General features: G+C 54.8%; 13 protein-coding genes and 2 tRNA genes. 7 read left to right on the top strand and 8 right to left on the bottom strand.

The genetic code is table 11. The features are described 5' to 3' along the window. The first annotated feature begins 22 nt into the window (after positions 1-22). The 7 genes from alaS (at position 23) to HY272_02045 (ending at position 8,182) form a co-directional block, all read left to right on the top strand. Positions 23-2,650 (top strand): alanine--tRNA ligase, encoded by a 2,628-nt coding sequence (alaS, locus tag HY272_02075; GenBank protein MBI3771482.1) that lies wholly within the window; start codon positions 23-25, stop codon positions 2,648-2,650. 244 nt (positions 2,651-2,894) lie between these two features. Beyond that, positions 2,895-4,112: an aspartate kinase gene (locus HY272_02070; GenBank protein ID MBI3771481.1), complete on the top strand. Its 1,218-nt coding sequence runs from the start codon at positions 2,895-2,897 to the stop codon at positions 4,110-4,112. A gap of 210 nt (positions 4,113-4,322) precedes the next feature. Further along, positions 4,323-4,544, top strand: coding sequence for a carbon storage regulator CsrA (gene csrA, locus HY272_02065; GenBank protein ID MBI3771480.1), 222 nt, complete (start codon positions 4,323-4,325; stop codon positions 4,542-4,544). A gap of 178 nt (positions 4,545-4,722) precedes the next feature. Continuing rightward, positions 4,723-4,815: transfer RNA gene (locus HY272_02060), tRNA-Ser, on the top strand. Between the two features lie 67 nt (positions 4,816-4,882). Beyond that, positions 4,883-4,959, top strand: a tRNA-Arg gene (locus tag HY272_02055). Positions 4,960-5,488: 529 nt separating this feature from the next. Continuing rightward, the gene (locus HY272_02050; GenBank protein MBI3771479.1) at positions 5,489-6,460 is read left to right on the top strand and encodes a WYL domain-containing protein; all 972 of its coding nucleotides are present in this window, start codon (positions 5,489-5,491) and stop codon (positions 6,458-6,460) included. Between the two features lie 237 nt (positions 6,461-6,697). Then, positions 6,698-8,182 carry a DUF1186 domain-containing protein gene (locus tag HY272_02045; GenBank protein ID MBI3771478.1) on the top strand — a complete coding sequence of 495 codons (1,485 nt, stop codon included), beginning with the start codon at positions 6,698-6,700 and terminating at the stop codon, positions 8,180-8,182. A 228-nt stretch (positions 8,183-8,410) separates the two neighbouring features. Here HY272_02045 and HY272_02040 read toward each other — a convergent pair whose 3' ends face one another. The 8 genes from HY272_02040 to HY272_02005 are packed head-to-tail and all read right to left on the bottom strand — an operon-like array spanning position 8,411 to position 17,335. Then, positions 8,411-8,863: an HNH endonuclease gene (locus HY272_02040; protein ID MBI3771477.1), complete on the bottom strand. Its 453-nt coding sequence runs from the start codon at positions 8,861-8,863 to the stop codon at positions 8,411-8,413. After that, on the bottom strand, positions 8,817-9,839 hold the full coding sequence (locus HY272_02035; protein ID MBI3771476.1) for a hypothetical protein: 1,023 nt from the start codon (positions 9,837-9,839) through the stop codon (positions 8,817-8,819). Before HY272_02035 ends, HY272_02040 begins: the two co-directional genes overlap by 47 nt. Positions 9,840-9,841: 2 nt before the next feature. Then, positions 9,842-13,825 (bottom strand): hypothetical protein, encoded by a 3,984-nt coding sequence (locus HY272_02030; protein ID MBI3771475.1) that lies wholly within the window; start codon positions 13,823-13,825, stop codon positions 9,842-9,844. Beyond that, positions 13,816-14,199 (bottom strand): C40 family peptidase, encoded by a 384-nt coding sequence (locus tag HY272_02025; GenBank protein MBI3771474.1) that lies wholly within the window; start codon positions 14,197-14,199, stop codon positions 13,816-13,818. Before HY272_02025 ends, HY272_02030 begins: the two co-directional genes overlap by 10 nt. Continuing rightward, the gene (locus HY272_02020; GenBank protein MBI3771473.1) at positions 14,199-14,672 is read right to left on the bottom strand and encodes a DUF1833 family protein; all 474 of its coding nucleotides are present in this window, start codon (positions 14,670-14,672) and stop codon (positions 14,199-14,201) included. Before HY272_02020 ends, HY272_02025 begins: the two co-directional genes overlap by 1 nt. Continuing rightward, on the bottom strand, positions 14,672-15,028 hold the full coding sequence (locus HY272_02015; protein ID MBI3771472.1) for a hypothetical protein: 357 nt from the start codon (positions 15,026-15,028) through the stop codon (positions 14,672-14,674). Before HY272_02015 ends, HY272_02020 begins: the two co-directional genes overlap by 1 nt. Continuing rightward, positions 15,028-17,088, bottom strand: a complete 2,061-nt coding sequence (locus tag HY272_02010; protein MBI3771471.1) for a hypothetical protein — start codon at positions 17,086-17,088, stop codon at positions 15,028-15,030. Before HY272_02010 ends, HY272_02015 begins: the two co-directional genes overlap by 1 nt. Then, positions 17,081-17,335, bottom strand: a complete 255-nt coding sequence (locus HY272_02005) for a DUF1799 domain-containing protein (GenBank protein ID MBI3771470.1) — start codon at positions 17,333-17,335, stop codon at positions 17,081-17,083. The genes HY272_02010 and HY272_02005 overlap by 8 nt, the downstream gene beginning before the upstream one ends. Positions 17,336-17,351 lie beyond the last annotated feature (16 nt).

Below are 17,351 nucleotides of genomic sequence, written 5' to 3'. Positions count from 1 at the left end.
TTCAATTCTTAGAAAACAAAATATGAAAAGCGCAGAGATTCGTCGAGTCTTTCTCGAATATTTCCGGCAACATGGTCATGAAGTGGTTGCCAGCAGTTCGCTGGTGCCGGGAAATGATCCGACCTTGTTGTTTACCAATGCCGGTATGGTGCAATTCAAAGACGTGTTCCTGGGATTGGAACACCGTCACTATAAGCGCGCCGTCAGCAGTCAGCGCTGTGTCCGTGCGGGTGGCAAGCACAACGATCTGGAAAATGTCGGTTATACCGCGCGCCATCACACCTTCTTTGAAATGCTCGGCAATTTCAGTTTCGGCGATTATTTCAAACGCGATGCGATCAAGTTTGCTTGGGAGTTTTTAACTAAAACTCTGAAACTTCCTGCAAATCGGTTGTGGGTAACAGTGTATGCCGAAGATACCGAAGCCGCGGACATCTGGTTGAAAGAAATCGGTGTCGATGCCAATCGCTTCAGTCGCATCGGTGACAAACCCGGCGGTCGCAGCCATGAAAGCGATAATTTCTGGTCGATGGGTGATACCGGTCCTTGCGGTCCTTGTACCGAAATATTTTACGATCACGGCCCGCATATTGCGGGTGGTCCGCCCGGCACGCCGGAAGAAGACGGTGATCGTTACATCGAGATCTGGAATCTCGTGTTCATGCAATATGACCGCAGTGCCGATGGCGTGATGACGCCGCTGCCCAAACCTTCGGTCGATACCGGCATGGGGCTGGAACGTCTCGCCGCCGTGTTGCAGGGCGTGCACAGCAATTACGAAATCGATTTGTTCCAGAGTTTGATCAAGGCGACTGCGGCGGCGACAGGTTGCACTGATCACGCCAATAGTTCTTTGCGCGTCATCGCCGATCACATCCGTTCCTGTGCCTTCCTGATTACTGATGGTGTGTTACCGTCAAACGAAGGTCGCGGTTATGTGTTGCGCCGCATTATCCGTCGCGCGATTCGTCACGGGTACAAGCTGGGCCAGAATCAACCCTTCTTCCACAAATTGGTGGCAGCACTGGCGCAGGAAATGGGTGCCGCCTATCCCGAATTAGTGAAGGCGCAAGCGCAGGTTGAGAAAGTTCTACGTCTGGAAGAGGAACGCTTCGCCGAAACGCTGGATCAAGGGATGAAGATTCTTGAAGACGACATCGCACGTCTCAAGAGTAAAGTCATTCCCGGCGAAACCGTGTTCAAGCTGTATGACACTTATGGTTTTCCGGCAGATTTGACCGCAGACATCGCCCGTGAGCGTGGGTTGGCGATTGATCAAGCCGGGTTTGAGCGGGCGATGGAAGCGCAACGTGAGCGCGCGCGTGCCGCCAGTCAGTTTGGTGTGGCTTATCCGGGACGTTTGGATATTAATGTCCGTTGCGAATTCAGTGGCTATGAGCGCGTCAGTGATCAAGCCAAAGTCGTTGCCTTGTATCGCGGTGAACATGCCGTCGACGCGTTGAATGCCGGTGAAGAGGGTATGGTCATTCTGGATCGCACACCGTTCTATGCCGAATCCGGTGGGCAGGCGGGTGATCGCGGTGAACTGCGCGCTAAAGATGCATTGTTTGCCGTGCAGGATACCGTCAAACAAGGGCCGGAAGTGCATGCCCATATTGGTACGCTCAAGCGTGGTACATTGCGTGTCGGTGACAGTGTGCAAGCCGACGTTGATGACGCACGTCGCCAGGCAATACGTCTCAATCACTCGGCAACTCATTTGTTGCACGCTGCACTGCGTAACGTGTTGGGCGAGCATGTCGCGCAAAAAGGTTCGTTGGTTAACGCCGAGCGTTTGCGCTTTGACTTCTCGCACTTCGAACCTATCACCCGCGAACAGCTCAACGAGATTGAACGCCTGGTGAATGCCCAGATTCGTGCCAATAACGATGTTGAGACACGCGTCATGGCCTATGACGATGCCGTGAAAGCCGGCGCGACTGCGTTGTTCGGTGAAAAATATGGTGATAGCGTGCGTGTACTCAGCATCGGCGAGTTTTCAACTGAGCTGTGCGGCGGTACGCACGCCAAGCGCGCCGGTGATATCGGCTTGTTCAAGATCATTTCCGAAGCGGGTATCGCCTCGGGTGTGCGCCGTATCGAAGCGGTGACGGGTGAAAACGCATTGGCCTATATCGATAGTCTGGATCAACGCCTGGCGAGCATCGCCGATCTGGTCAAAGGCGGGCGCGACGATGCCAGCGACAAAGTGCGGCAACTGGTCGACAAGAGCCGCAAGCTGGAAAAAGAACTGGAGCAACTGAAAGCGAAGGCCGCTGCCAATCAAGGCGGTGAACTGATGTCACAGGCTATTGAGATCTCGGGGATTAAAGTACTGGCGGCGCGGCTGGAAGGTGCCGATGCCAAGACCCTGCGTGATACCGTCGATCAGCTTAAAAACAAACTTGGGTCAGCGGCGGTGATTTTAGCTGCGGTTGATGGCGACAAGGTGATGCTGGCCGCAGGGGTGAGCAAAGATCAGATCAATCGTGTTAAAGCCGGTGAACTGGTGAATCAGGTTGCCCTGCAGGTGGGCGGCAAGGGCGGTGGCCGTCCCGACATGGCGCAGGCGGGTGGCAACAACCCTGCCGCACTCGACGGCGCCCTGAAGGGTGTGCCGGATTGGATCAAGCAGCAATTGGCATTGTAATTTGCCCCACCACCCCACCCCTTCGGGGCACCCCTCCTCCCTCAGGAGGAGGGGAGAACTGACATCCCCTCCTTGGATAAGGAGGGGTGGACGCGAAGCGGACGGGGTGGTTGAGAATGGCGGCAGAATCCAAGCGGATTCTTAGTTAGAGTGGTGATGGATTCCTAGATGCAAGTTGCAGCCAGATGATTTTTTTATAGCGTTAAAGTAGTATTCACGCACATTCTTTACAAGACACATAACTATGGCATTAATCGTTCAAAAATACGGCGGCACCTCGGTGGGCAACGTTGAGCGCATCGAAAATGTCGCCGAGAAGGTCATCAAATGGCGCAATGAAGGCCACGATTTGGTGGTTGTGCTGTCTGCCATGAGTGGCGAGACCAATCGCCTGATCGAATTGGCAAAGTCTATCGACCCCAACCCTGCGCCGCGCGAACTCGATGTCATGATCGCCACTGGCGAGCAGGTTACCATCGCGCTGCTGGCCATGGCGCTGGAAAAACGTGGTGTGCCCGCGCGTTCCTACACCGGCGCTCAAGTACATATTCTCACCGATAGCGCCTTCAACAAGGCCCGTATCGTCGAGATCGACGATAAGCGGATGCATGACGATCTGGCCAAAGGTAGGGTCGTTGTGGTCGCTGGATTCCAGGGTGTGGACGAGCAGGGCAATATCACGACGCTCGGCCGCGGCGGTTCCGATACGACGGCGGTGGCTTTGGCCGCCGCACTCAAGGCCGATGAATGTCAGATTTACACCGACGTCGATGGTGTCTATACGACTGACCCGCGTGTCGTCCCTGAGGCTCGGCGCCTGGATCGCATCACCTTCGAAGAAATGCTGGAAATGGCCAGCCTCGGTTCCAAGGTTCTGCAGATCCGCTCGGTCGAATTCGCCGGCAAATACAATGTTCCGTTGCGCGTCCTCTCCAGTTTTACAGAGGGCGGCGGCACCCTGATCACTTATGAGGAAGAAGGTATGGAAGAACCGATAATCTCCGGCATCGCCTTTAACCGTGACGAGGCCAAACTGACGATCCTCGGCGTGCCCGACCAGCCGGGCGTGGCCTACCGCATCCTCGGCCCGATTGGCGAGGCCAACGTCGAGGTTGACATGATTATCCAGAACGTCGGCGAAGACGGCAGCACTGACTTCACCTTCACCGTGCACCGCAACGACTACACCAAGGCGCTATCCATCCTGGAGCGTACGGCCAAAGAACTGGGTGCCCGCCAGGTCTCCGGTGACAACAAGATCGTCAAGATTTCCATTGTTGGAGTAGGGATGCGTTCCCACGCCGGCATTGCCAGCAGCATGTTCAAGGCCCTGGCCCAGGAAGCGATCAATATCCGCATGATTTCGACCTCCGAGATCAAAATTTCCGTCGTGGTGGATGAAAAATACCTCGAGCTGGCCGTGCGCGCATTGCACACTGCTTTTGGATTAGATAAAAAATAATTATATAAAACAATGGGTTGTTTTATGCTCAAAAAACCGCCTCCGGGCGGTTTTTTATTTCCTCACATAGACTGCAGGGGTATCTTCAGTAATCCCTTAAATGGTCGATAACAAAACAAGAAGGTAGGTGGGAAAACACAGAACTGTCACCACCCCAAAGCACCGGATGGACCGGGGGCTAACAAAGGGCCGTAGAACAAGGAGAAAAATATGTTGATTTTGACCCGTCGTGTGGGTGAAACATTGATCATAGGAGATAATGTCACGGTCACAGTGCTCGGTGTTAAAGGCAATCAGGTTCGCATCGGTGTCAGTGCTCCCAAAGATGTCTCCGTCCATCGCGAAGAGATCTATCAACGTATTCAGCAAGAAAAGGCCGGTAACGGCAAAGATAAAGATGACGCGGCTGAAGACCATCAACCCCCAAGCTAAGCATAGTTAAAGAACAGCGCTTTACCGCCCCCGCTACAACAGGTATCCTAGGACTTAGTAAGTGATGTGGAAAATCAATGAGTTCGCTTATTGATTCCAGCAGAGTTGGCGTTTATTTCCAAATTCGTAATCTGCGAAATCATCGGGTATAATGCCGCCGCAGTCGCATGCGACACGTGGAGAGATGGCCGAGTGGTCGAAGGCGCTCCCCTGCTAAGGGAGTATACGCTCAAAAGGTGTATCGAGGGTTCGACTCCCTCTCTCTCCGCCATCTTTATCCAGCGGGATTCCTTGACAGTCTCAAGGCCTACCGGGATAATTGCCCCCTTTCCGAATATGCGCCCGTAGCTCAGTTGGATAGAGTACCAGGCTACGAACTTGGTGGTCGGGAGTTCGAATCTCTCCGGGCGCGCCATATACATGAAAGGCTCCTTTATGTGGAGCCTTTTTCTTTTGTGTAATCTGAACACAAATATTCGAACTCCCGATATCAATATCAAATAGCGAGTTCGACCAGCGCCGTTAGCCGCGCAGAACAGTGAAGCTGGCCCCGCAGGGGCGAGGGTCCGAGTAATCTCTCCGGGCGCGCCATTTCTCCGAATAAGGTCAGCTAGTTGCTGGCCTTGTTCATTTCTGGTCATACGTTCTCTCCATGGGTTGTGCCAATGTTCTTTCTGGCCCGAAATTTTATTCGGTAAAAGGCACTCTGTACTCCCTCCAAAAGTAAAGTCTGCATCTCACATCAATCTGAGCTTGATCTGACTATTCGAAAGGGGCGCGCCGTGCCATCACTATCCAAAACTAAAATCGAGCCATCAGTAGACCCCATCCCCTTCGGAGGGTGACCTGTATTAAATGACAGTTGCTTAGCGCCTAAAAACAGATGATCCTAACCCCTAAATCATATAAATTTGATGTTTTATCAGAAAGGCGGGGAATCAGGCGTGGATAAATTCGACCGAATCTATGCTTTGCACAGGATATTAAGTACTGTTCGTTATCCTGTGCCGCGTACCCGCATCGAAGAGGAGCTTGAGTGCGAACGGGTAACCGTCGGGCGCATCATCAACTACATGAGGAGCTTTCTCGGCGCCCCCATTGCGTTCGATGCCAAAAATAATGGCTATTACTACGACCGCAAAGAGGGTAATCACTTCTACGAACTACCCGGACTCTGGTTCAACGCTGGCGAACTCCAGGCGCTCGCTATTCTCAGTCAACTTATCCGCGATATTCAACCCGGCCTGCTCGAAGATCATTTGCGGCCTTTTCAGAAACGTATTGAAGTGCTGCTTGCCAACAGGCAGTTCGGTAATGGTGAGTTTACACAACGCATCCGCGTACTCGGTATGGGAGTACGCAATGGTGGGAACGCATTTCAAAAAGTTGCAGAAGGGATACTTCAACGCAAGCAATTGTCATTTCAATATCATGCCCGTACCAGTGATGAAGTCACTCATCGCACCGTTTCTCCTCAACGATTGATTCATTATCGGGACAACTGGTATCTGGATGCCTACTGTCACTTGCGAAATAACTTACGTAGTTTTTCTATTGACAAGATTACACAGATAAATCTCATTGATCAAAAGACCAAGGAGATTGATAACGAAATGCTTGAGGAATATTTCGCAGATGCGTACGGAATTTTCTCAGGCAAGGCGGACAAGGTTGCTGTTCTCCATTTCACACCGAATGCATCTCGCTGGGTCGGTGAAGAACGATGGCACCCCAGGCAAACAGGAAAATTTTTGGAAAGCGGAGATTACGAGCTGCGTATACCTTACGGAAAGTCTCAGGAACTGATTATGGACATCCTGAAATACGGGCCGGATGTGGAAGTCATCGCCCCGGACGAGTTGCGGCTAGCAGTGAAGGAGCGGCTGGCTGAGGCGGCTGGGTTATATGAGGGATAAAAGGCGATGAGGTGCATCACGTTTTGGAATAGGACATGTGATAGGGTTGGGATCGGGAAGGTTGGATATCGGAGTGGAATCAGGTTCTTATTGATCCGGCCAAAAGAAGTTTTAACTTCGATCGGCACGAATACCCCCTCTCCCGCGAGCGGGAGAGGGTTGGGGAGAGGGCGCGATTTCAAACATATTCATGCCGTATCAATAGAGAAGTTCTGAAGAAGTGGGGAAGATGAAAACATGGGCCAAAATATCTATCAACTCAAAGTGACGCTGAGTCACAGTCAACCACCCATCTGGCGGTGTCTTCAGGTCAAGGGCGATACCACACTTGAAGAACTGCATGATGTTCTTCAAGCAGCAATGGGCTGGAGTAATTCTCATTTGCATGTTTTTCGCGCCGGTCGAATTTCCTACGGTGAACCCGATCCACATTTCCCTGATGACACAATAAACGAGCGCAAGATTCGACTCGATAAAATTGTTACCGAAGGCGACACCTTCATCTACGAATATGATTTCGGCGATAGCTGGGAACATGAGATCAAAGTTGAAAAAATACTCAGCGCCGAATCCGGCGCGAGTTATCCTGTCTGCCTCGCCGGCGAATGCGCCTGTCCGCCCGAAGACTGTGGCGGCATTCCCGGCTATGATTATCTGCTCGAAGCGTTAAGCGATCCCGCAAATCCAAAGTACACAGAACTGCTCGAATGGATCGATGAAGATTTCGACCCCGAAGCCTTTGATCTCGATGCAGTCAACGCCGCATTGGGCAGCGGCGAAATAGATTCCATTCTTCCGCCGCCAGTCTACTCTGACGAGCAACTTGCCCAGCTTGATTCAGAAGAATTGCTGGATTTGATGATCGACGATGAAGATCGTGTGCCGCGCAACGTCATCGACGAATGCGCCTGTCGTGGTGATGAAATGGTGGGGCTTCTGAGCGAGCTGCTGGCTGACGATGACATCTGGAGCGGCGAGTGTGAATTGGGCGAGTGGTGGCTGTTACTGCATGCCGTCATGATCCTGGGGTTGATTCCCTCCGAACGCGCCGGCCTGCTGCTCATCGACTTTATGCGGCGCATGTCAGATGCAGAGGAGGATAGTTTGCAGGAGTGGCTCGCCGGATATTGGCCCGCATTGTTCCAGAACAAATCCGAAACTGTTGTATCTCCCATGCGTGAGCTGTGCCAAGACCGTAGTGTGGACTGGTTTATTCGAGCCAATGCGATTGATGTTGTTGTTGCGGATACAAAACGCAACGGCGAGTCCGCGCTCGAACAAGCAATCGACTGGCTGGCCGGTATTGCTGCTGAGGAACGAGAAGATTGGGAATTACGTTTGTCTGCCGGTTACGTGCTGCTGTGTTTTCCGCGCACCCGGCATCGAGCCTTGCTGGATGATTTGGTATCGCGGCAACCGGAACGGGTTGTGTATTTCTCGGCGGATGAGGTGCAAAAGGCTTACTTGGAGATGAAAGACCAGCCCGAATGGGAATGTTTCAAAAACCCCTGGCAGTTTTACGACCCCGAAGCCATCGAAAAGCGCCAGCAACGCTGGGAAGAGGAAATCATCGCCAATGAATCAGGTGAATGGGAAGAGGATGACTGGGATTTCGATGCCGATGTCTTCACGCCCTACATGCGGGAGATTCCAAAGACCGGCCGCAATGATCCCTGTCCCTGCGGCAGTGGTAAGAAGTACAAGAAATGTTGTCTCCAGTAGAGGTTGTATCACGTTTTGGAGCACCCCCTGTGCTACAAAGGTGGAAAACAATTGGGGTGTTGGGTGCATGCGCCCGCCATGGATTGTAGCGCGACGCCCAATTTGCGACAATTTAACGCTCAATTTGCGACGACCGGTTTAGCCGTTTTTTCATATCCCATTGTAAGCGGCTTTAAAGAGGCTTTGTGGGCCATTTAAAACGAGATTAAACCCGCCTCAATTCCCTAGTCACAGCATCGGCGGGGCAGTGCAGTTCCCCGCGCCGTCCACGTGTCCGCCATATATCTTACGTTCGAATCGATCCTTGCCGATTGTGGCGACTGACTTGAGGCCGTTGGGTAGCCATTGGAGGTTGCTGACGGCATCACAGCCGCCGCAGGCCAAAGGGATGACGTGGTCGATGGCCCAGCCGGGGCATGCACCGGTCGAGACTCCGGTCACGGGGCATGTGTGCTCGCGCTTGAACGCGGTGAGCACGTCGGCACGGCGGATGATCTGACCTTTAGCGTCGCGCCTGGGTGGGCCGCAGTAGCGGGTTTCGTCGAGAGGGCCTGCCTCGGCCCGCCAGGCGATGAATAAAACAGCGCAAATAGTCAGAATTCGCATCCCGGCCATATCCATTCCGCCAAACTGATTATGCCAACGCAAGCGTAAAGGTGAACCAACTATCAACCGACGCATTGGCCGTATCGAAAGTTCCCACATAGAAGGCCGTATAATTCCCCGACGAGAGATGTGCGATTACCTTTGCGACCCAATTAGGGCCGTTAGCTTCAGCGCTAACCACGACCAACGGTGTGGCCGCAACACCCAGATTATGTGTGACAGTATACACCCCGACGCTAGAACGGGACACGGTCCAGCCGGGTGGTAAATTATTCACCCAAGTTGAACCTGAGATCCACTGCACGCTGCCTATGAAGTAATTTTTATTTCTGATAAGCATTTCGTGGCCGGTAATTGTTGCGGCTGCGCCTGCTCCAGATGTATTGTTAGGCGCGCTGTAAAAACGGAAAGCTCCATCTGCTTTGTCCAGCAATAATAATGAGCCATAACCGTTATTTTTGTACCTATAAACGCCCGCGGCATCCAATCTCAGATTGTTGTAAAGTCTTGTCTGGTCCTCCAGACCGATGAATGATGCAGCGCCGACATCAAAGCCCGCATGACCGGAGTACCAATCAAGGGGCCCGGCGCCAACACCAACATTTTGAGGTAGTATCGACGGCGACTGAATCAAGGGTCTCTCGTCCGTAATCATGTTATTAGTGATTGCCGTACTGCTCGTCTGAAGCAACACGTAACAGATTGGTACTTTCCCGGTGGTGATCGTGGGCGGCGTCGGAGAAGCGGCAGGAGTCCCCGTTATAATACTAACAATTGCCGTGATCGCATCGATCACGATTCTGTCTATTCGGGGATTGCCAACCGGGGCCGTAATCGTGCCGGTCGTTTGTTGTCCGGCGGAGACTAGAGTATTTCCGATCAGCAAATTTCCGGCATCTACTTTAACCGTCATATTCGGTGTTGTGGCTTCATGCGGAGCGAAGGCTCCGGCGATCAAGGCGTCCACTTTGGTATTGCCGTCGATGGCGGCTTTGTAGGTGGATGGATCGTCTGTTAAATAGTTTGTTTGCTTGCGGGTTCCGACGGTCATGGTTATACCCCTGTAAATTCAGCTTTTGAAATAGTCCCGGCGACGTAGGCATGCGTCGTGGTGTTGTAGATGTATGCCGTCGCGCCGGTGGTGGTGATGGTGTCGTAATGCGTTTGCAATTCAGGCCCTCCGGCCACCAGACCTGGCAGCGGGAATGGCGTGCGGTGGAATGGCTGCGCGAAAACAATCGCAGTGCCGCTGGCGCTGACCGCAATATTCTCAAACTTTTCGCTGCGCTCTTTCAGGTCGACGGTGGCATTTGTGGTTTTTAGATAGCCGACGCCCGCCGTGTTATCCATCGTCACGCGGAATTGGAAATATCGAGCATTGCGAATGCCGATGCTCCAGTTCTCGAAGCCGTCATAGGCGCCGGCGGTCGTTCGGTAGTCAAGCTGCAGCACAGGCGTGCCTGCGGAGGTGTTGCCATAACACAATCCATAGTCCACATCGCCGAAGGCGCGCACGTTGTTATCGATGCCGATGTCAATTTCTGGCGGTGTGTAGGTGCTGGTATCGACCGGATCGGGCACGCAGATGTCGAAGCCTTCCCAGCCATACGCTGACATCGGCAGACGCCCCATCGGTACCATCACGCCGGTCCAGTGCTTTACGAATCCATCGAGCGTGCCGAGAAAATCGGGCGCGTAAGCGTAGCTGTCAATCACGTCATAGGTGCTGACAAAGTCGATGCGGTCGATGGTCGGGTTGACTGAATAGATTGGGGTGGCATTAATATCAAATGCTTTTCCCAAAATAATCCATTTGCCGGGCGGAATCAGCGCGGTGGTATGGGCATTGCCGGGCGCAGACGTCAACACTGGCGCGCCTTCGTTCCAGGCTTTAACGTAATCAGTCGTGACATCCGGATAGCGGCGGAACTCATATCCGGCTTTATCAATATTCGATACCTCGCCCCAGGTGAGCTGCATCAGATCGCCATTCTGCGCGGCGATGAGCCACGGGATATCTTCGATCGGGTCATCGTCCCCGACGATGTTGTAACTCGCCGACACGCGGCTCGATGCGCCGCTGCGGCCAAATTTATTGAAGCCAATAACCTCAACCTCAATCGTGCCCGTCGGGCCAGATTGGAATTGCGCCGTGCGGCCAGGGAAGGAGCCCAGCAGATGCCACTCCTCACCTGCACGGCGCCAGCGCACCCATGCGCCCATATACTCGCCTACGGCCGCCCACACCACTGAGATTGTCACCGCCCATCCCCCACCGACCAATGTGATTGTGTCTTTGGTCTCCAGACCGCTGAGCGTTGGATATTGCTGCCCGTACACGGCCGGGTTCACGTATTGATAGGCGCCGCTCTCTGCGGCGTAATAGGCCGGGTCTTCGTCGGTGGCGACGATGCGCACGCGGCTTTCGCTTTGCGGCGTGATGTCGATGATCTTGACCTTCTTGCCGGGCGTGGCTTGCGGGCCGAAGAACCAGAGCCAATCGCGCGGGATGTCGGCATCTGGCGCGGACGGCAATGACGATGCCAGCGTGATGGTGTCGCTCTCGCCAGCCTGGTATACGACGCTGTAGATGTTGTAGATGCCGTCCGGTTTGCGGATACCAACGTAATGCTGAGTCGATGGTGTAAACGGCACCTTGCGGCTCAGCGTCAGCACGGTAGTGGTGCCTGCCACCAGGCGGCCGGAGTAGTCCCACTGAGTGAGATCGTGCGACAACGTCACCACATCGCCGCGGCGCGAGGTCATGCCTTCAAAATCGCTGTCCCAGGTGATGCGGCGGCGGCGATAGGCTTGCGCGGCGGCGACCAGATTAGCTTCCTTGCCCGCCTGGACCTTATCGGTCAGCCCGAAAATCTGCATCTTGACGGGATTCACTGGCGTGATCACGCCCGGCACTGTGGCGCGCACGGTGTCGGGTTTATAGCCGAGCGCCGGATTCATGAACTCGACGATGATTTCATCCGCCAGTTGGCCAGTGATGTAATCAATCGAGAAACTATCGGCGACGATGTTGCTCATACAAAACACCGCCGTCACTGGCTGGGCGTCGGCATCCCAAATGATGCCCAGTTTGCCCGTGCCCCACGTCACTGAAGCGCGGCCGCAGCGCGCGATCGCCTGCAGCACGTCAAGCACGCTCATCGCTCCGTCGAGCACCAGATTCACACCCAAGCCTTTGGTAGTGCACCAGGCGCCCCATGCCTTGATCGCGGCGAGATCAAGTTCGGCATCGGTGTAGCCGCCGCCATAAATGCGTTGGCCGGAGGTGTTTTTCTTGCCTAGCGCAAACCAGCGGAACCACCAGCCGGGATTGCTGTTGGCGGTCTTGGACCAGCCGCTGCCATTCCAGGCTTCGCACAGCGCCGTGGCCAAGGCATTGATGGCGTCGATGGAGCCCTGCATCTGGCCGCTGGCGCGCAATCGGATGGCGGCACGGGCTTGGCCGGTGTAATCGGCGGCATCGGGTTGATAACTGCGCAGTGCGGTCCATGTGATATCTGATGTGTATTTGGCGTCGCCTTCGGCGGCCGTGATGCGGCGCACGCGCACGTCATACTGGCCTTCTGTCACGCTCCATTTGATTGTTTTGCGGATGGGCGTGCGGTCTGAATTCGTCAACACAACCAAACCATCGGTCCCGTTATAGGGCACGAATGAACCGCTGCCTGCGGTACGGTACTCGATCTCTAGTTCAATAGTATGCGTCGTCATGCCGTCTGGCGTGGTGTAAAACAGATAGCCGGACAGATCAACGGCAAGCGCGGTAGTGTTGGCGGAGCTGGTGCGGGTTTGCCAATCAGAGCCATCATTAAGCGTAACCTGGACGCTATCAAGCGCACCAACAAATTGATAATTTGCAGTTGCCTTGAAGAGTCCAGTGGCACCGGCGGTGATGTTTTCGACGTAACGCCCACTTGCCGATCGTGGCGTGCCATTAGTGCCCGCCAGATTGGCGGTGACATTCTTGCCGCTACTGCTCACATTGAGCAGCGTGTAGTCCACTCGATACACCTGGCCAGAGGTCGGTGCGATATTCTGCTGCAGCACAGAATCCGCAGTGTCGTAGCCGTCTAATGCCCAGTATTGATGATTTGCAAAATAGCCGCTTTTCCGCCAACGGCCACCAAACGTCCATGCAGTCCAGTCGTCAAACCGCCCGTTGGTCACGAGATTCGTGGGCCCCGTTAGCTGCGCACCGACGTTCAGCGTATCGACGTTTGACGGAAACAGTGTCAGCTTGCCATTGGCGCCAGCGATTTGCAGATCGTTAGTCTGATTAAAATCCTGAAAACTGGTGGTGGGCGTGTCACCGACCTGCCAACTGGAAAACGAAACATCCTGGCCATTGAGGCCGAAATTCAGTGCCAGATACAAATACTGGTCGTTGCCCTGAAATTCGGTGTACGTTTTGGCGCCGAGATCAGGATACACGCGATGCGTGCCAATGATCAGCGGCATCGGCTCAAACAACCGCGCGCGATTCTGGCCGCCGCTGAGCGCATAGGTCGGGCTGGATTGACCGAGGCCTTGGGCGTTGCGTAGTTGCGGGCCGGGGGGCGGTAGCAGGGCGTTGATCAGCAGGGAGCCGCCGATAGAGATAAGCGCAGTGCCCATCGCTTCTGTCGCGCCCGCCCATAGGTGTGGGGCAAGCGCTCCGCCGAATTGGACGGCGACAAGAATCACCGCAATCGTCAACACTGTGCGCAGGACTTTGTTACTGTCACCATCACCGCCATTTTGCAGCCGCGCTCGCACGGTGATGATGTCGCCGGACTGTGGATAGATAGTCACCCATTCTGTACGGTCGATCACCTGCCCATTCAGGCAGAGCACCACCGGCCGGTTGGCGAGATGCAGTTCAACACGACGCAGATAGGCGGCAATTGATTCTCCCGGCAAAAACGCGGCCGAGAACATCTGCCGCCCGATGTCGGCCAGCATCGGGTGCGGGCACCAGACCAGCGTTGGTTCAGTGGTGACGGGCACTAGGGCATGATCGCGCGGGATCATTTCCATCGATAGAAGCCCTCGGTGGTCAATCCCTGGCTTTCCAGATCGCGCAGCCGGTGCATCACCACCCTCCCGGCATTGCGCATCGCGTGCAACACGCAGGGCTCTCCGGCGACACAATACACCCCGATGTGATCCAACCGCCCGCGCCCGATCATCAACACTGCGTCGCCTTCCTGCGGCTCATCGATGCGATCGCCATAGTTGGCTTTGTGCAACTCAATCTGCGCACTCTGGCCACGCATGCCATGCGCGCGGGCAGTGGGCAATGCAATCACGCGGCCGAATACTTCACGCTGCACGCGGGCAGCAAACGCGGCACAGTCGCCAGTGCCTTCGATATACACCTCGCCGATATAACGCTCCGACCAGTGCGCCATCAAAACAACCCCGGCGCGGTGTCGGGCCGATAGGTATAAGTCACCGCGGGCTGGTTCAGAATGTCCTGATAGCCGAGCGTGCCGCCGACCTTAAAGACATTCATGCTCACGTTGCTCAGATCGAGCGTGGTGTCCATCTCTATCACGTTCGGCGCATCACGCATAATCTGCATCACGCGCACCTTGGCGCCTTTGCCGCCGCCCGATGCGTCCAGCCAGCTGGTCAGCTCCTTGCCGACGTTATCGATCGCGATCTTTGCCTGCGGCAATCCCTGTTCCTTGTCGTCGGGTAACGTGATCTCAAAGCCCATCGCCGTGAACGTATTGCCGTTGCTGACGATGTCCTGATTGTCCTGCACCAGGCGGACGGGTTGCGGCAAATTGGGATGCGTGATTTCCAGTAAAATCAGCGGCGCTGTGCCGCTGGTGCGGTTGGTCTGGGTTTTGTAATTGGTAGAGACGGTGACGGCCATTATTGCCATGTCTCCAATTTGAAGCTCACCGTCCAATAGGTGAGCTTGCCGTTGCGTGGGCGGGCTTCATCGAGCTGGCCACCAACGATGCGCGCCTGCTTGACTGTGCTGGTGCGCGGATCGGTCCAGTCGAACCAGTCGTTGCCGTTGTTAATCGTGGTCTCGAACCAGGTCAGAAACGATGCGTAGTCGGCGGCTGCGAATAAATACGTGACCGGCCGGGTGATCATGACACGGCTCAGCTTTTTAGTCTGCTTCGGCGGGCCGGAGTCCATCTCGGTACGCACCACAGCAGGCTGGCGTTGCTCGGCAAAACCATTGAAGAGTAATTTGCCGGTAGAGGGGAACGTCGCCATCAGGCTGCTCCTCGCTGCAAGCCAAAGGTGCGACTCATTGCACCTGAAACAGGACCGCCGCGTTGGATGTCATCTATCATGATCGTGACGACCATGCCCTTGGCGTCAAAGTTCACCTGCGCCTGTTGTGCTTCTTTTGGCGCGCCGCGATTTTCGAGGATGACGCGGAGTTCGCCTGGGCTGGAGTTGCCCAAGGCACGCATCTGCGCCTGGGTAAATACACCTTCACCGCGCTGCAAGATCGCCGGAACTTCGTTGCCTGCAATGCCTCCGGTGTGATAACGGGGCGCGCCATGAAACACAGAGGCGTCCACGATGCGATGGCCGCCGTCCTGGCCGATAATGGCGCCAGCGTGGGCAATCACCGCGCCAGCGCTTGGGGTTACTGTCGCGCCTGAGGCCGGACTGGATCCGCCGGGAAATAATCCTTTCCAATCGACGTTGAGGATGGAGTCGGTAATGCCTTTCTGAATCTGGATGCGCAGCAAGTCGCGAATAATCGAATCGGCCAGATCGCTGAAATTCAATTTACCTGTCATTACGGCATCAGCCAATGTGTTGGTGAACTCATTGCCCCATCCATGCACGGCATCAATTAATTCCTTCATTGAATCTGTGCCGGTATTGCCGAAATCCTTCATCGCTTTCTCGGCTCTGGCGATCCCGTCGGTATAGGTTTCGGTACTGATATCGCCCGTCAGCCATTGCGCATTCAGGCGAATCATGGCGTCAGTGAACGTGTCTGTGGCGGTGTAGTTATCGCGAACAACTTGTTCGGCGGCGGCGAGGCGATCTATGTACGCATCATTGACGGTCTTGGTCTGTTCAACGACCAGCTTGGCCATCGCCTGGCCATATTCCTCGGCGGACTGCGTTGCATCGGGATAAGCCTGGCGGGCCAGTTCGTACATGTATTTGCCGTATTCTTCGGCGGTTTCCAGATCGCGCCGCGAATCGCGAGGGCGACCTTTGTTAGTAGCGGGTGGCGGCAAAGCTGGCGCGGCTGGCGCCGCATTGCCCGGCTTGCCAATGCCTTCAAGCTTGGCCACGAACGCTTCAGTCTCTTTTTCAATCTGCTGCCGCTTTTCGCGGCGGGCTTCAAGAATGGCGTCGAGACGATCAAACATACCGGGGCCGACTTCTAAATTTAAAATTGCACCCGTCGCGCCGATGACATCACCCAGATCAATGAACTCCTGTTTCAATTTAAACAGCGTGAACGCACCGACCTTGGCCCAATCGGGCAACTTATTTGGGTCTTTAATGAACTCATCGAGGGCGATTGTTGCCTGATTTAACTCTTCCGTAATATCGCCGATTAGGTCGTTTAATCCCGCCTTACCGATGCTTCTGGCCAATGATCCTGCCGCATCGCCAAGGTTCGAGAATTTGCCGCCCAACGTATCCATCTGCCGCGCCATACCACCGGCGAAATCCTCTTCACCAATCCGCCGCAAATACTTGGTGATCTCTTCCGCGTTGTTTCCCACGATGGTAGTGACGCCCTTGAACCTGAGCGCCACCTGATCGCCCTGCACGCTAGCCTTGATGCCGAATTCTTTCAGCCGCTCGAATTCTCCCGTCGCGGCATCGGCCACTGCCTCGATCATTTGATCGAGTGACTTACCCATCGCCGAGGCTGTGTTGCCGTATGACCGGAGAGAGTCTTCTGAGGCATCCAGTCCAAGTGCCTTTAATTTGATGAAGGCTTCGACCACTTCTTGCAATTGGTAGGGTGTAGTGGTTGCGAATTTTTCGATCATCGAAAATGCTTGATCAGCTGCGGCCGTAGAACCTGTGACCGTGACCAGGCTGGCGTTTAGCCTTTGAAACTCCGCATTGATGTCAACGATATTCTTTACAAGATTCAAAGCGCCATAGGCCGCGAATGCGCCGTAGAGCGCTTTGACTTGTCCGGCTAAATGAGACAACCCGGCGGCCGACTTTTCAGCCGTCTTGCTAAATTGCGCCGTCTTGGCATCGACCTGATCCAGCGTGGCTGCATACTGCTTGCCGTCGACGGTGATGACAATACTTAACTCGGCAACTTGTTTACCCATTCTGCACCAGCATCGCCCCTTCGATCACCGCCAATAATTCCAGACTCAGATCCACATCCCAGCCACGCTTCTCGATCACCGGCAAAAACACATTGAAGTCCAGCCCGGTCGCGCCTTCGAATCCCGTCCGCCATTGCCGCTTGAGGGTTTGGTACAGCGCCCAGAGCGGCGCTTCCCATTCCAGTAGCGGCGGCATGTCGCTTTCCTCCGGCTCCTCGCCGAGATCGGCAAGCGCCTTTAACGCCATTGGTCCGCCCGAGCGT

The sequence above is a fragment of the Gammaproteobacteria bacterium genome, from assembly GCA_016200485.1.
Lineage (GTDB): Bacteria > Pseudomonadota > Gammaproteobacteria > Tenderiales > Tenderiaceae > JACQEP01.
The sequence above is the reverse complement of the archived record's forward strand: the minus strand, read 5'-3'. Positions and strand labels throughout refer to the sequence as shown.

Bases quoted from the DNA above. Each gene is read 5' to 3' on its own strand.
- alaS (MBI3771482.1), top strand. From the start codon at position 23: ATGAAAAGCGCAGAGATTCGTCGAGTCTTTCTCGAATATTTCCGGCAA.
- HY272_02070 (MBI3771481.1), top strand. From the start codon at position 2,895: ATGGCATTAATCGTTCAAAAATACGGCGGCACCTCGGTGGGCAACGTT.
- csrA (MBI3771480.1), top strand. From the start codon at position 4,323: ATGTTGATTTTGACCCGTCGTGTGGGTGAAACATTGATCATAGGAGAT.
- HY272_02045 (MBI3771478.1), top strand. From the start codon at position 6,698: ATGGGCCAAAATATCTATCAACTCAAAGTGACGCTGAGTCACAGTCAA.
- HY272_02040 (MBI3771477.1), bottom strand. From the start codon at position 8,863: ATGCGTCGGTTGATAGTTGGTTCACCTTTACGCTTGCGTTGGCATAAT.
- HY272_02035 (MBI3771476.1), bottom strand. From the start codon at position 9,839: ATGACCGTCGGAACCCGCAAGCAAACAAACTATTTAACAGACGATCCA.
- HY272_02030 (MBI3771475.1), bottom strand. From the start codon at position 13,825: ATGGAAATGATCCCGCGCGATCATGCCCTAGTGCCCGTCACCACTGAA.
- HY272_02025 (MBI3771474.1), bottom strand. From the start codon at position 14,199: ATGGCGCACTGGTCGGAGCGTTATATCGGCGAGGTGTATATCGAAGGC.
- HY272_02020 (MBI3771473.1), bottom strand. From the start codon at position 14,672: ATGGCCGTCACCGTCTCTACCAATTACAAAACCCAGACCAACCGCACC.
- HY272_02015 (MBI3771472.1), bottom strand. From the start codon at position 15,028: ATGGCGACGTTCCCCTCTACCGGCAAATTACTCTTCAATGGTTTTGCC.
- HY272_02010 (MBI3771471.1), bottom strand. From the start codon at position 17,088: ATGGGTAAACAAGTTGCCGAGTTAAGTATTGTCATCACCGTCGACGGC.
- HY272_02005 (MBI3771470.1), bottom strand. From the start codon at position 17,335: ATGGCGTTAAAGGCGCTTGCCGATCTCGGCGAGGAGCCGGAGGAAAGC.